Below are 14855 nucleotides of genomic sequence, written 5' to 3' on the forward strand. Positions count from 1 at the left end.
TTCATCTTTCTGACTGTCGGGCGGCACATTGGAGTGTGCAGAACCGGGATCCGGGTGCACACCGCCCGCGAGCACGGACGGCCGGTTGCGTCGCCCCGTGTGACTTCCGGTAGGGCAAAGGATTTTGGTGTGGAGAAAACGATGTCTCACTCACACGATCTGCACAAGACGAATCGCAACATCGTCGTAGCGTTGGGCGTCGTCGCGGTGCTGTATGCCGTGGCGCTGGCGTTGGGAATTCCTCAAAAAGGGACGGCGTTGCTGGTCGAGGCTGCGAAACACGAGCAAGCGGCCCTGCACGAGGGTTCGGCCGACGACGCGGATCATGCGACGGAGGACGCCGACGGCGAGCATGGTACGGCAGACACGACCTCGGACGAGGCTGCCGGCCATAGCGAGGCCGCGGAGACGCACGACGAATCGGGCGAGGAGCACGCGGGAGCCGTCCACGAGGACGTCGAGGGCGAGCACGCCGGAGGAGGACATGGTGAAGCGATCGAACCGCCGCCGCTTTGGATGGTCACGCCCTTCGTGATCCTGCTGTTGGCCATCGCCCTGTTGCCGTTGATGAAATGGAGCGAGCATTGGTGGGAAAGCAACCTCCATCGATTCTACGTGGCGGCCGTGCTGGCTTTCGTGACGTTGATTTACTTCCTCGTCATGCACGGCAACGCCATCGAGGCTCACTGGCCGGCGCACCATATTTCGGAACCCTCGGCAGATTTGAATTGGGGGTTGACCTTCGACGTCTTCGCCAACGCGATTTTCAATGAATACGTTCCGTTCATCGTGTTGTTGTTCGCGTTGTACACGATCAGCGGCGGGATTCGTATCGAGGGTGACCTGCGGGCGCATCCGCTGACCAACTCGATCATCATCTTGCTGGGGGCTTTGTTGGCCAGCTTCGTCGGCACTACCGGCGCGGCCATGTTGTTGATTTGGCTGTTGCTCGATACGAACGCCGAGCGAAAACACGTCCAACACACGGTGATCTTTTTCATCTTCTGCGTGTGCAATTGCGGTGGGTGTTTGTTGCCGATCGGTGATCCGCCGCTGTTTTTGGGGTACCTCAAAGGCGTGCCTTTCTTGTGGACTTTCCAGCTTTGGAAGGAGTGGCTGTTCGTCAACGGGGTGTTGGTGGTCATCTACTTCTTGATGGATTACCTGTATTTCTACCGCAAGGAAGAGAAGCTGGATGTGTTGCGGGACGAAGTTCGAACCCGCAAGCTGACGGTGAGAGGGTTATTCCCGCACCTGCCCCTATTGATCGGTGTGATTTTCGGCGTGGCGTTGCTCGATCCGTCGCAGGCGTTTCCGGGGACGAACTGGCACCCGCCGATGTACCTGCGGGAGGTCGTCCAGTTGGCCATGGTGGCGTTATCGCTGATTTGGGGCGACGACGAGTTGCGCAAGGCCAACCAGTTCAATTATCACGCGATCATCGAGGTGGCGGCGCTGTTCTTTGGGATCTTCATCACGATGCAGCCCGCCCTGCAAATCCTGAACGTCGAGGGACCGAACCTCGGTTTGACCTCGCCGGTGCAATTCTTCTGGGCGACGGGTGCGTTGTCGTCCTTCCTCGACAACGCGCCGACTTACGTGGTCTTTTTCGAGACGGCCCGGAGTTTGGGAGGGGAGAACCTCGTGCCGCCGGGCAATGGGGTGGCTGAACACTTGTTGGTGGCGATCAGTATCGGCGCCGTGTTCATGGGAGCGAACACGTACATCGGAAACGCTCCGAACTTCATGGTGCGGGCGATCGCCGATAAACGCGGCGTCAAGATGCCCAGCTTCTTCGGCTATATGTTGTGGAGCGGCTTGATTTTGATTCCGCTATTCGTCGTCGTCACCTTCGTGTTCCTCGTGTGATTGCGCGAACACGAATACGGGGAAGGATTGGCCGTTCCGGAGGGGCTGCCGATACCGGCGAGAGATCGCATATAACATATAATATCGGCAGTCGAGCTCCGGCCGGGCTTCGCTTGTCGAGCAAAGGGTTGCGGAACGTAGGAGCCCTGCCGAGAGGCGGGGCTCCCGCCGTTTGAGCGTGCGTTCAGGACGCGCGAGGCTGCAAAGCGATTGCGCGTTCTTCGTCAACCGGTGAGTTACAAGACGGAAATCAACAGTCGTGCCTTATCAATACATCCGGAAGAACGCGGAATTCGAAACGTTGTGCCGCAAGTTGGGCACAGCGCGCCGCATCGCGGTCGATACGGAGTTCGTCGCCGAAAACTCCTATTTGCCGCAGCTTTGCCTGATTCAATTGTCCCTCGACGATCAGCTGTTGGTGGTCGACCCGCTTGCCGTCGAAGGAATTCAACGCTTTTGGGAGGCGTTGGCGGAGACGGAAGCAGAAGTGATTCTCCATGCCGGTCGAGGCGAGCTGGAGTTTTGTTATCGGGCGGTGCGAAAGTTTCCGCGGCGGATCTTCGACGTACAGATTGCGGCGGGGATGACGGGGCATGAGTATCCCGCCGGATATGCCAATTTGGTGTCGAAACTGCTTGATGAAAAGGCGGGACGTCACGAAACGCGCACCGACTGGCGGCGACGACCGCTCACCGATCGACAAATCGAATACGCCCTCGACGACGTTCGTTATCTGCCGCGAATGCGGGACGTTTTGCACGTCAAACTCGTCGAGTGGAATCGGGAAGCGTGGCTCCAAGAGGAGATCGAAAGGCGAAACGCCGAGATCGTCGAGCACTACCGGGGTACGGATCGTTGGCGGATTTCGGGGAACCGCAGCCTTTCGCGACGCGGCTTGGCGATCGTGCGCGAGCTTTGGAAATGGCGAGAAGACCGGGCGGCGCGACTCAATCGTCCCCCGCGAACGATTTTGCGCGATGATCTGATCGTCGAATTGGCCAAGCGCGAATCGGCAGACCCCAAGCACATTCTGGCCGTGCGTGGGTTGGGCTATCCCCGCTTTCGAAAGCTTGTGCCCGAGATTTCAGAAGCCGTCACCAAGGCTTTGAATCTACCTGACGACGAATGCCCCAAGCCCCAGTTTCGGATGCATGCGCCGCATCTACCATTGTTGGTGCAGTTTTTGTATGCCGCGCTTGGAAGCGTGTGCCGGCGCGCGGGGGTATCACCCGGGTTGGTGGGAAGCCCGAACGATGTGCGGAACTGGCTCGGCTTCCGTTTGCACGAGTTCGACGATCGCGGTCCACCGTTGCTGGCAACCGGATGGCGGGCAGAATTGGTCGGCAACTTGTTCGATCGGTTGCTGTCGGGCCGTGAGGCCATTCGAATCGTCGATCCTTTGGCCGACGACCCGTTCATTCTCTTTCCCGTCGACATGCCTGCCGAAAAGGGCAAGACTGCCGGTCACAACAACCGCGGTCATCGTGGTGCGCGGAGAGATGTCCAAGATTCGCTCGATGAAAGCGAACAAGGATAAGTCCGAACGTGTGGAGCCGGGTAGAATGTCCCGACGCAAGTGCGATGGACGGATTTCTTGACCCGCGCGGGTGTATCGGCCATCCTCTAAGAGTGGCAGTCGGTTTGCCGTCGTGGACGGTACTCGTCTAGACGTTGCTGGGCCGTTCGTCGGTTTTCGGTTGTGACGGAAGAAACTCGTTTCCGCGGTCGCCGACCGCTTGCAGCCAGCCGGAGGGAGACCTCGATGCGACCGAAGCGAGCGGGCGCACGGAATCGCGGAGCCGGAATCGCTTTCCGGTGTGCCCGGCGGTTGCGCGCCGTGCGGCTCGTGTGGATGCTTGGCGCGGTGTGCGGTCTACTCATCTCGCTTCACGATGCACGTCCGTTGTGGGCAGAATCGGCTTCCGAAGCCGTCTCCGGCCCGGCCGATTCGGTAGACGAACTTCTGGAAGAACGTCGGCGGCGCCGTGAAGCGATGCGGGAAGAAGAACTGCCCGCTTACGAGCTGGGGAAGATTCGCGTCTTTCCCGACATGGAGAACCGCGAGTTGCCGACCGTGCGATGTTCGCACATTCAACGAATGCTCGTGTTGGCCCAGGCGAACAAGCAGGATTTCCAAGGGACGCTGCGAGTCGAATTTCACGATGCGGATTCGAAACGACCGATTCCGGTGTGGGACGACGCCCGAGTTGCGGTCGAGCGTCCTGTGCGGTTGGCGAAAGGGCAAATCAAGCAGTTGGCGCTCGACGTGCTGACGCCTCCGCCGCAGGTACAGCCGAATGTCCTCATTCACGGCGAATTGCGAGATCGCCGCGGTCGCGTCGTAGCGGCATCGGATACCGAGGCGATGCTGAACCCAAAGCTCGCGGCGGACGTGATTGTGTTGAGCCGCACGCCGGAAAAGTATGCTTTTCTGGATCGACTTCCCGTCTTTGCCGCACCATGGGACATCGTTGCGTTGCCCGGGGTGTTGCGGGCGTGCCGGTACGCGGGGGATCGCGATGTGCCGCTGCCGGACAATCTGGCGTCTTGGGCGTGTACGGCGTATCTCATATGGGACCAAGCCGATCCCGACGTATTGGACGAAGGGCAACAAGCGACGTTGTTGGCTTGGTTGCACTTCGGCGGCCAATTGGTGATCAGCGGGCCCGATTCGATGGAGTGGCTGCGGGGTTCGTTCTTGGAGCCGTACTTGCCTTGCCGGCCGGCTGATGACGACTGGACGACGGCGTTTTCGCCGGATCGTTTTCAGCCGTTGGTCGAGCCTTTGGTGGATGATCCGAAGAACGCCGTGCCGCTGGAAGCATCGCGGCCGATTTATGGAATCAAACTTGAACCACAAGCGCCGGGGCGGGAAGTTCCCGAAACACGCGGGTTGTTTTACGAGCGACGTATCGGACGTGGACGGATCGTCGTTTCGGCCTTTCCGCTGAGCCACGCGGCGCTCATCGAGTGGCCGGTTTACGATCTTGTCTGGCGGGGCTGGTTGTTGCGGTTGCCGCCTCGAAGTTGGGAGTATACCGATATCCTGATTAAGTACCGGTACTTGAACGGCGAACCCGGGACGTACATCGGTGCGTGTTGGTGGGTGGGACGCGATCGTAACGGGAGATCGAGCATCACTGATGCGGTAGCAGGAGAAGCCGTCGCCGCGTACGCTTCGTTCTTGCGCGATCCGCAACTGGTCGAGGCTGATCCGTTGTCGACAACGATCGTGCCGCAACTGCGGGAGAAATGTCGGATTCGCGTGCCGCCGAAGCGATTTGTCATCGCGATGTTGATCGGTTACGTCGGGTTGACGATTCCTTGCGTGTGGATCGTATTTCGACTGGCCGGCAAGCCGGAATGGAGCTGGATCGTCATTGCCGCCGCTGCGGTTGTCTGGACAATCGTCGTCGTGCGGCAAAGCCAAATCCATATCGGTTTCGTGCGGGCAAAGACCGATATCGACATCGTCGAGATCGAGCCGGATTGTTCGACGGCTCGTGTTGCCGGATGGACGGGGATCTACTCGTCGCTGGCGACCACGTTCGATCTTTCGCTGGCGGATGCCGGTGGGACGATCCTCCCTGTGTCGGTACCGCAATCCGACGCGACACGTCCGCTTTTGGACCTGGGACGCTCGCAGGCGGTTGCGTTGGGCCGAAACGATGGTACGGTACTGGAGGATTTTCGGCTGTCTTCAAACTCGGTTGCGTTGTTTCGATATGAAAGTTCGACCGATCTGGGCGGCACGATCGACTTGGCGAACGACGGGACCGCGTGGCGGCTTGTCAACGGGACCAATGTGAGTTTTGAATCGTTGGGCCTGCTCCGGCGAGAAAGCTCGGGGACGGTTCGTTTTGCGGTTCTTCCCCGCCTCGATCCGGGGGATATTCAAGAGGTCACCTGGAAGGACGCCCGGTCGTTCGATGAAGCAGTCGCCGACTTGACGGCCGCTTGGCGAACGTTGGAAGTCGACGATCGTGAATTGCCGTGCACGGACATGCTCCCGAAACTGTTAACTGCGGCGGGTGAGGTGTCGCCGGTTTCTCCGACGACCGTTGCGATCGGATACGTCGAGGGACTGCCCGAAATGGTTGCGGCGTCTCCGCAAATTGCCCAGAAACGCCGCGCCGCCATTGCGATGATGTACTTGGACTATCCATACCCCAAAGCCCCGGTCAAGGATCGATTTTGGCACAGTGATTGGCGCGAGCGGCTTGCGAAGATGACGGCCGACGAGGCGAGGAACGAATCCCCTTCCAATTAGACGGCGCGTTGTTCGATTCGTATCCGTTTGGATGAAGAATTGGTGGAACATGATCGAACTACAAGGGTTTCGCAAAGAATATCGTGACGTGACGGCGGTCGACGACCTGTCGTTGAAGATCGAGCAAGGGGAGGTGTTCGGTTTCATCGGTCCCAACGGGGCGGGCAAGACGACGACTATCCGATTCCTGGCTACCTTGCTCAAGCCGACGGCGGGGGAGGGGATCGTCAACGGCTTCAAGGTGACCAAGCAACCGTTGGACGTGCGCCGAAGCATCGGCTACATGCCGGATCATTTCGGCCTGTACGACGGCATGCGAGTATGGGAGTTTCTCGACTTTTTTGCTGCGGCCTACCAGATTCCGCGGGCGCGTCGAAAGGCGGTGATCGCCGACGTCCTCGAGTTGCTCGATTTGGTCGAAAAGCGAAACGCGTATCTGCGGACCCTGTCGCGAGGCATGAAGCAGCGATTGTGCCTGGCAAAAACGTTGGTTCACGATCCGCCCGTACTGATATTGGACGAGCCCGCTTCCGGGTTGGACCCCCGTGCGCGAATCGAATTGAAAGAACTGTTGCGGGAACTGCGGCGGATGGGGAAGACGATTCTGATCTCGAGCCACATCCTCAGCGAACTCGCCGATTGTTGCACCTCGATCGGCATCATCGAGCGAGGGAAACTTCTCATCAGCGGGGCGATCGGCGATGTCTATCGGAAGATTCGGGCCACGCGGCACATTCGGATTCGCTTTCTTGAACATGCCGATCGCGGACTGGCCGTCCTTCGCGAACGTCCGGAAACGATCGGAATCTCGACCGAAGGAGGCGAAACACGTGTGGAAATGCAGGCCGACGACCAGGCAGTGGCCGACGTGCTGGAACAGCTCGTCCGCGAAGGCGTGCGGGTTCAATCGTTCGCCGAGGAGGATCCCACCTTGGAAGACGTTTTCATGACGGTAACGAAGGGGATCGTCCAGTAGCACGCGATCTTGTCCTTTGCGTTTTTGCGACCGGGTTGCCGAAAGGAAGGGACGTGGCGGAACGTCGGCGCTGGAAACAGAATCCGATCATCGGTCGTGAATTGCGACGCTCGTTGCGATCGGCAGCTGCATTCTGGGCTGCGCTCATCGCGCTGGGGGCCCTGGGCGGCTTGGTCGTGTCCGCCTGGCCGGAGGTGGAGTATCTTGATTTGACCACTCCTTCGGGGGCATCTGCGCTGCTGATTCGCGTCTTTTTCGGCGGGCTTTTCGTTGTATTGGCGGGGCTCGTGCCCGCCGAATCGGCCGGAGCCTTCGCCGACGAAAAGGAACAACGCACTTTCGAGCTGCTGTTGACCACTCCGCTGACCGGCCGAGCGCTTTTCTGGGGGAAGTGTTGCTCCTCGATGGCCTATTTGGCGATCATGACCCTGATTGCGCTGCCGATCGTCATGCTGTGCATTCCATTAGGTGGAGCTTCGGTTTCGGAGGTGCTCGCCACGTTTTGTTATACCGCTTCGGCTTTGCTGGTGATGGGGGTAACGAGCGTTGCGATCAGCGTATTCGAAGAGAGCGTCGTCGCAGCACGTTTGAAGGCCGCTTTCGTGGTTGCGATCATCGCCGTAGGGTACCTCGCGGTGTATTTCGCCTTGACGCGTGTTGCGATTCCGATCCGGTTGGTGATCGAGTTCGCGATAGCACCGTTGTTTTCGACGTTTGCCGCACTGCAGGTCGCGGGAACGGCCATCCGTGCCCTACAACGTCCAGAGCTGACGCTGGTCGACACTTCACCGGACGAGACCGCCGACGATGACGTTTTACAAGGCGGGTTCGTGTTGCAGTCTCGGAGTATGCCCGACCGCTTGTTCGTGCCCTCGCCGAAAAGGGAGCTGATTCCGGACGGATGCGACCCGGTTTTCGACAAAGAGATTCGCGCCGACTTGTTTGCGCATCACGGTGCGGTGTTCCGGGCGGTCGTCAATCTGGCTTCGTTGTGGACGATCGGCTGTATGTTCGTGTGCCTTTTCGTTCGTCCCGAGTGGGCGTCGTTGTACATCGTCAACGTGATGCTCTTTGGAATGTTGCTGGGAGCCATCTTCTCGGCCGACAAGATCGCCGGCGAGCGAGAACGAGAGACGCTCGAATTGCTGTTGACGACGACCCTCTCGCCGGGGCGGATCGTAGCCGGGAAGTTGTTTGCGTCGTTGCGGATCGCGGGCGGCATGACGGCAATGTTTTGTGTGCCGATCGTGCTTGCGATGATCTTTCCGCCTCGCGTATTCGGCGGCGATCTGACGGCAGTTGGGTGGTTTCTTTTGTTTATCGCGTTGGGGGTGTTTACGGGGGGGACGGTCGGATTGACGTGTTCACTCTACGCCCCGAATACGCGCCGCGCACTGGTCGTCGGATTGATGGTTTTGTTTCTCGGTTTAGTGCCGATTCCCACTGGTTACGGCGTGTTGAAAATCTACTCGCCGGACCTTCCGTGGCTGCCTTGGTTGGCGCATTCGATGTGTACGAGCCCGATCGCGGCGGTGTTGAGCGTGCCGGTGCGGTGGATTGCCGAACACACGAACTCGCGAGGCGCCCTGCTCGATTTGTCGTATGCCCACGTTGCGATCTCACTCGTTGTGTGGTCGGTGATCAATCTCTCGTTGTTGGCGTGGATGCATCGCGCGTTCGCCCGCCGTTGGCGCGTCGGCTTTGAGCAGGAGAAGGACATCTGAAACCCGCACGATCGGCGACGCCTTCAGCTTCCCGGCGTGAAACGGCCGCCGCACGTTCGATTCTTGCCGGCCTGTTTGGCCGCCAGCAGGGCGCGATCGGCGCAATCGAAGAAGGTTTCGGCAGCAAGGCCCGGTTCGGTTCCCGAGCATACGGTGAATCCGGCGCTGGCGGTTACCGGCGGCAGATCGCCGCATTGCTCGTGCATTCGCGAAATCTGGGATCGCACGCGCTCGACGACCGACCGGGCAATCTCTGCGTCGCTGATTTCCAGCAGCAGGGTGAACTCATCGCCTCCGAAGCGGAAGATGCGATCTTCCGATCGCAACGACGCCCGCAGCACCCGGGAAGCCGTCTGGAGAACCTCGTCGCCGCGCCGGTGACCGAGCCGATCGTTTACCTCCTTGAAACAGTCGATATCGAGGATCGCCAGGGCAAAACCTTGCCGGCGACGAATCGCCCGATGAACCCGGCGGCGCAGCAAGACTTCCCACGCGCGACGATTGAGTAACTCGGTCAACGGATCCCGATAGGCCTTGTCGTGTAACAGACGGCGTGCACGGCGCGCAGGATGCCGTAACGTCGCCAAACGGCCCGCTACGAGCGCGGCTTCAACGACCAGCCGAAATTCCCTTGCCGAGGCGTCCGGCGGCAGCGGTAAGATGGGAACACGAGCCTGGCGGACGCGTAGAATCTCGGCCGACAACGACGAAATGTCTTCCCGTACTGCAACGACGGCGGTCGGTAGCGCGTCGGTTTCGCGAAGTTTTTCCGACAGTTCGTGATCCGACCGATCCGTGATCCATACAAGCGGTTCCGCGCTCGTGGAGGTCGATTGCAGCGTCTGGGCGACCTTCATCCGGTCCGCACCGGACGCGCGCTGCGGAATCTTTTCGGAAGTGTACGAGCACGATCGAAGGACGGAGCGCAGATGTGCCGTAATACCAGGATCGTCGATGCAGAAAACGAATTCAGGTCGCGGAATATGTTGCGTCATACTCGTCAATTGGAGCAAGGAGCCGTACCGCTTGTACTGGACGAAAAAGGCGGATGATTTTCCGATTTCGAGCGTGAATGTTTCCCCTGGGTTTATTGCAGCAACGTGACGGACGCCCTACAATCATCGCCGAGAGGTGTCGGTGCGGAGGCTGAAAGACACCAGTGTACTATAGCATGCCCCGATGGGGGCCGATTAGTTCCCCGGATGCAGCGGATCTGCTCGCATCGGCTCCCGCTCAGACGGGGGGCTCGTTCTCGTCTTTCTTACCTGATTGGATGTCGTCGATGGAGACACTGCAGCGTGAATTGGCGGCGTTCGCCGGAAAATGGACTCGTCCACATCTTCTGGGGCTCGAGGAGCTTTCGGCAGACGAGATTCGGCTGATCCTGGATGTGGCTGATGTGTTTCGGCGGGCCCTTGATCGAGGCACGCATAAAGTCCCGTTGCTGACCGGCAAGACATGTGTCAATCTCTTTTTCGAAAATTCGACGCGAACGCGCACCAGTTTCGGGCTTGCCGCGCGGCGTTTGGGGGCTGACGTGGTCGATTTTTCGGCATCGACGAGCAGCCTATCGAAAGGGGAGACCGTCGTCGACACGGCGAAAAATCTTGAGGCGATGGGAATCGACGCGGTCGTGGTTCGCCATCGCGTGCCGGGCACGCCGCACTTGCTGGCCAAGCATCTGCGCTGTTCCGTGCTCAACGCCGGAGACGGACCGCACGAGCACCCGACCCAGGGGTTGCTGGACATCTTGACGATTCGGCAGCGGCTCGGTCGACTGGAAGGCGTCACCGTTGCCTTGGTCGGCGACATCGCCCACAGTCGGACGGCACGTTCAAACATCTGGGGGCTCAAGAAACTGGGAGCGACGGTCATCGTCTGTGGTCCGGCTACGCTGGTTTCGCCGCTTTGGGGAAAACTCGGCGTCGAGTATTGCTACGACCTCGATGCGATCTTGGGCCGGGTCGATGTGCTGAACTTGCTGCGGATCCAGTTTGAACGACAGGCCCGTCGACCGTTTCCCTCGGTTCGAGAGTACGCATTGCTGTACGCAATGGATGCCGAGCGCCTTTCGAAGACGAAAGACGATATCTTGATCATCGCGCCGGGGCCGATCAATCGGGGCGTCGAGGTGACGGCCGATGTCGCCGACGGTACGCATTCCGCGATCCTGGACCAAGTGACCAACGGCTTGGCCGTACGCATGGCGGTACTGTGGCTGTTGTGCGGACGTTGACCGCCGAAGGGAAGACGAACTACGACGACAACGAGAATCGGAACGCGGCCCCCCTGAAAATAGAACGCTGACGGAAGAACATGAGCGGGAAACTCGTAATCCGAAACGGACGTGTCATCGACCCTAGTCAACAGATCGATCGCGAGATGTCGATCGTGATCGAAGACGGTAAGATCGCCGCTTACGATCAGGAGCCGACATCCGGCGACGAAGTGATCGATGCGAGCGGATGCATCGTCTCTCCCGGTTGGATCGACATGCACGTTCACCTTCGGGAGCCCGGACAGTCCGAGGACGAGACGATCGAAACCGGCACGGCCGCGGCGCTGGCGGGTGGGTTTACGTCGATCGCGTGTTGCCCCAACACCGATCCCCCGATCGATTCTCCCGCGGCCGTTGAATTCGTGCGTCAAAAGGCCGCACGTGCCGACAATTGCCGTGTGTACGTGTTGGGGTGCGTAAGTAAGAACCGAGAAGGCGAAGAATTGTCCGAGATCGGGCAGCTCGTTTCGGCGGGCGCGGTCGGTTTCACCGACGACGGCGCTCCCGTTTACGATGCCGAGTTGATGCGACGCGCCTTCGAGTACTGCAATATGTTCGGCAAGGCCGTCTGCAACCATGCCGAAGTTCCCGAGTTGGTAAAGGGCGGCATCATGCACGAGGGCGAGGTCTCGCTCGTGTTGGGCCTGCCCGGCATCCCCGAGGCGGCCGAGTCGGTCATGGTCAGCCGCGATATCGGCTTGGCCGAGGCGACCGGCGGCCGGCTGCACGTGATGCACGTATCGACGGCAGGTGCCGTCGAGGCCGTCCGGCGCGGTAAGAAACGCGGTGTACGGGTGACGGCCGAGGTGACGCCGCACCATTTCACCTTGACCGACGAGTGTATGCGGGCGTTCGATGCCAATTTCAAGATGAACCCGCCGCTTCGTTCAAAAGAACATGTCGATGCGGTGATCGAGGGATTGAAGGACGACACGATCGATGCGATCGCGACCGATCACGCACCGCATGCGAAAGAAAAGAAGATGCTCGAACTCGATCGCGCGCCGTTCGGCATCATCGGGCTCGAAACGGCCGCGGGATTGATCGTAATGCGGCTGATCGACGAGCATAAGATGCCGTGGATGCAAGTCCTGGCGAAAGTGACCTGCCGTCCTGCCGAAATCCTGGGTATCGAAGGCGGCACATTGAAGATCGGGGCCCCGGCCGACGTCACGATCCTCGACCCCGAGGATCGTTGGGTGGTCGATCCGGCGAAGCTGAAAAGCAAGGCGTCGAATACGCCCTTTGCCGGATGGGAACTGAAAGGTCGTGTCAAGTTTACTATCGTGGGCGGAAAGGTGAAGTATCGGCTCGATGGCTAGTCGAGCGTCGCGGGGCGAGCCTGAAACCAGCCGCATGTGGAGTCGATCGCGGAAAACGAGGCGGTGATCCGGATTCTCATCGACGGATACAATCTGCTCAATGCCACCGACGTGCAAGGACGCGCGTTGTCGGATCGATTGACCGAACTGGAACGCGCGCGAAACGCCTTGCTGGATTTTCTGGCCGAGTCGTTGTCGGCCGATGAATGCCGGGCGACTTGGATCGTCTTCGACGCATCGGCTGCTCCGCCGGGACTGCCCAAACAGTTCGAGTATCGCGGGCTGACCGTCCATTTTGCCCCCCGCTCGCGAGAGGCCGACGACGTCATCGAACGCCTGATTCAGGAACATCACTCTCCGCGACAGTTGACGGTCGTCTCCAGTGACCATCGTATCCATCGTGCCGCACGGCGCCGCAAGGCGACCGTCGTCGATAGCGAGGTCTGGTTTCGGCAGATCGTCGGCGCGGCAAATATTTCCAAGGACGAGGAAGTCGATCCGACCTGGAAGCCGACGACGGACGATATCGATCTTGGGGAATGGTTGACGGAGTGGCTGCGGGATCGTGAGATTCAACAGCTCGAACGGGAACTGACCGCCCCTTTGTCCACAGGTGACAAACCCCGGAGAAACCCCGGCAAAGCGTCCAAGCCGAAAAAGACGATTGCGCGGGAGCCCGTCGAGGATTCCAAGCCGGATGTCGGAAATCCGTTTCCGCCCGGGTACGGCGAAGATCTCGAGTGGGATGACGACGATCCGTTACTCGGCCCCTAGCGAACAATCGGCCGGCCGGCGCTCCTCGGTAGGGCCAAGCGATATTCGATCGCCGAAACCGAGTCAGGTTTGATCGAGCATTGCAATGGCCTTGTCCGAAATATCCTTCCGGCACCACGCGCCCTTCCAACGGATTTTTTTGACCGCGGCATAGGCTTGATACTTGGCGCGAGCGATGTTTTCGCCGAGGGCCGTAACCCCCAGGACACGTCCGCCCCAGCTCAGGACGGTACCGTCTTCCTTGATTCGCGTGCCCGCGTGGAAGACCTTCACGTCGGGCATGGCATCGGCTTCTTCCAACCCGGCGATCGGATGTCCCTTTTCGTACTTGCCCGGATAGCCGTCGCTGGCCATGACGACGCACACCGCCGGGCGCGGATCCCATTCGAGGCCGTCGAGGTTGCTCAACTTGCCTTCGACCGTTGCCAGCATGATTTCGAGCAGGTCGCTTTTCAGACGCATCAAAAGGGGCTGACATTCAGGATCACCGAACCGCACGTTGTATTCGAGGACTTTGGGTTCGTTTCTCGCGATCATCAAGCCCGCGTACAGCACGCCCTTGAAGGGGCGACCTGCCATCTTCATTGCGTGGACGGTAGGTACGAGGATGTTGACTTCGATGCGATGCAGAAGTTCATCGTCGACCAGCGGGGCAGGGCAGTAGGCGCCCATTCCGCCGGTATTGGGACCTTTGTCACCGTCGTAGGCCGGCTTGTGGTCCTGCGCCGGTTGGAGTGTGACGATGGTTTCGCCGTCGGTGATGGCCAGCACGCTTGCCTCTTGGCCGGTGAGGCGCTCCTCGATGACCATGCGATTACCGGCGTCGCCGAATTCACGATCCACGGCAATCCGCCGTACGGCTTGCGCGGCCTGTTCTCGATTATCGCAAACGATCGCCCCTTTCCCGGCCGCCAAACCGTCGGCTTTGACCACGATCGGGCCGTCTTCACGCTGTTCCAGGTACGCGAGTGCCTCTTGAGCTCGTGTGAATACTTGGTACTCGGCCGTCGGGATGCGGGCCGAACGGAGCAGGTTCTTGCAGAACACCTTGCTGCCTTCGAGTTCGGCTGCCGCTTTGGTCGGGCCGAAGGCTTTGAGCCCTTCTTGGGCGAAGGCATCGACGATCCCGGCGGTCAACGGAGCCTCGGGGCCGACAACGGTCAATTCGACCTTGTTTTCCTTGGCGAAGCGGATCAACGCCGGAAAGTCGGTTGCCTCGATGTTGACGTTTTCAGCATCCTTGGCCGTCCCCGCGTTACCGGGCGCGACGAAGACACGATCGGCCAAAGGACTTTGTTTGAGTTTCCAGGCCAACGCGTGCTCACGACCGCCACTTCCCACGACGAGGATGTTCATCGAACCCGCTGCTCCCATTACGACCACCAAGGAGAACTTACCGACAGGCCCTGATTACCGGCCGGTCGGGACACTGAAACGATTATTGTAGTGGAGGAGATTCGGCCGCAAAAGTCCGCCCCGACGTCGTTCGATTGACAAGGCGAACGACGACGTCGATAACAGAACGAACGGCCTTGGTGATAGGATTGTCCGGACGGGGGCGGCTCGCCGCGGTCGAAAGGAACGCTGCGCAGCATCGTTCCGGCGCGATGTAGGGTTAGCCACCGATCTGGGATCGAATAGC

10 protein-coding genes are annotated in these 14855 nt (G+C 59.9%); 8 read left to right on the forward strand and 2 right to left on the reverse strand.

Annotated features, from left to right (window positions below):
* Positions 1 to 141 precede the first annotated feature (141 nt).
* The 5 genes from ACYQ2I_RS07520 (at position 142) to ACYQ2I_RS07540 (ending at position 8839) form a co-directional block, all read left to right on the forward strand.
* A complete protein-coding gene (locus ACYQ2I_RS07520) occupies positions 142 to 1869 on the forward strand; it encodes a sodium:proton antiporter (RefSeq protein ID WP_460166395.1) in 1728 nt (575 codons plus the stop codon).
* A gap of 259 nt (positions 1870 to 2128) precedes the next feature.
* A complete protein-coding gene (locus ACYQ2I_RS07525) occupies positions 2129 to 3406 on the forward strand; it encodes a ribonuclease D (protein ID WP_460166396.1) in 1278 nt (425 codons plus the stop codon).
* Positions 3407 to 3631: 225 nt separating this feature from the next.
* On the forward strand, positions 3632 to 6139 hold the full coding sequence (locus tag ACYQ2I_RS07530; protein ID WP_460166397.1) for a hypothetical protein: 2508 nt from the start codon (positions 3632 to 3634) through the stop codon (positions 6137 to 6139).
* Positions 6140 to 6188: 49 nt separating this feature from the next.
* Positions 6189 to 7115 (forward strand): ABC transporter ATP-binding protein, encoded by a 927-nt coding sequence (locus ACYQ2I_RS07535; protein ID WP_460166398.1) that lies wholly within the window; start codon positions 6189 to 6191, stop codon positions 7113 to 7115.
* 53 nt (positions 7116 to 7168) lie between these two features.
* Positions 7169 to 8839: an ABC transporter permease subunit gene (locus ACYQ2I_RS07540; protein WP_460166399.1), complete on the forward strand. Its 1671-nt coding sequence runs from the start codon at positions 7169 to 7171 to the stop codon at positions 8837 to 8839.
* Positions 8840 to 8862: 23 nt separating this feature from the next.
* On the opposite strand, the gene ACYQ2I_RS07545 is transcribed toward ACYQ2I_RS07540, so the two are convergent.
* Positions 8863 to 9696: a GGDEF domain-containing protein gene (locus ACYQ2I_RS07545; RefSeq protein WP_460166400.1), complete on the reverse strand. Its 834-nt coding sequence runs from the start codon at positions 9694 to 9696 to the stop codon at positions 8863 to 8865.
* Positions 9697 to 10121: 425 nt separating this feature from the next.
* On the opposite strand from ACYQ2I_RS07545, the gene ACYQ2I_RS07550 reads away from it, so the two are divergent.
* The 3 genes from ACYQ2I_RS07550 to ACYQ2I_RS07560 all read left to right on the forward strand — a co-directional run bounded on the left by ACYQ2I_RS07550 (position 10122) and on the right by ACYQ2I_RS07560 (position 13213).
* Entirely contained in the window at positions 10122 to 11075 is a 954-nt protein-coding gene (locus ACYQ2I_RS07550) for an aspartate carbamoyltransferase catalytic subunit (protein ID WP_460166401.1), read from the forward strand.
* Positions 11076 to 11155: 80 nt separating this feature from the next.
* Positions 11156 to 12439: a dihydroorotase gene (locus ACYQ2I_RS07555; RefSeq protein ID WP_460166402.1), complete on the forward strand. Its 1284-nt coding sequence runs from the start codon at positions 11156 to 11158 to the stop codon at positions 12437 to 12439.
* Positions 12440 to 12502: 63 nt separating this feature from the next.
* Complete coding sequence (locus tag ACYQ2I_RS07560) at positions 12503 to 13213, forward strand: NYN domain-containing protein (RefSeq protein ID WP_460166403.1); 711 nt, start codon at positions 12503 to 12505, stop codon at positions 13211 to 13213.
* Positions 13214 to 13276: 63 nt separating this feature from the next.
* Here the strand turns inward: ACYQ2I_RS07560 and purD are convergent, their stop codons facing one another.
* A complete protein-coding gene (gene purD, locus ACYQ2I_RS07565) occupies positions 13277 to 14569 on the reverse strand; it encodes a phosphoribosylamine--glycine ligase (protein ID WP_460166404.1) in 1293 nt (430 codons plus the stop codon).
* Positions 14570 to 14855: the final 286 nt, after the last annotated feature.

The organism is Thermostilla marina (genome assembly GCF_054657455.1).

What these genes read in the sequence shown, in the direction of transcription:
- ACYQ2I_RS07520 (WP_460166395.1), top strand. Translation starts at nt 142, where the DNA reads ATGTCTCACTCACACGATCTGCACAAGACGAATCGCAACATCGTCGTA.
- ACYQ2I_RS07530 (WP_460166397.1), top strand. Translation starts at nt 3,632, where the DNA reads ATGCGACCGAAGCGAGCGGGCGCACGGAATCGCGGAGCCGGAATCGCT.
- ACYQ2I_RS07535 (WP_460166398.1), top strand. Translation starts at nt 6,189, where the DNA reads ATGATCGAACTACAAGGGTTTCGCAAAGAATATCGTGACGTGACGGCG.
- ACYQ2I_RS07545 (WP_460166400.1), bottom strand. Translation starts at nt 9,696, where the DNA reads ATGAAGGTCGCCCAGACGCTGCAATCGACCTCCACGAGCGCGGAACCG.
- ACYQ2I_RS07550 (WP_460166401.1), top strand. Translation starts at nt 10,122, where the DNA reads ATGGAGACACTGCAGCGTGAATTGGCGGCGTTCGCCGGAAAATGGACT.
- ACYQ2I_RS07555 (WP_460166402.1), top strand. Translation starts at nt 11,156, where the DNA reads ATGAGCGGGAAACTCGTAATCCGAAACGGACGTGTCATCGACCCTAGT.
- purD (WP_460166404.1), bottom strand. Translation starts at nt 14,569, where the DNA reads ATGAACATCCTCGTCGTGGGAAGTGGCGGTCGTGAGCACGCGTTGGCC.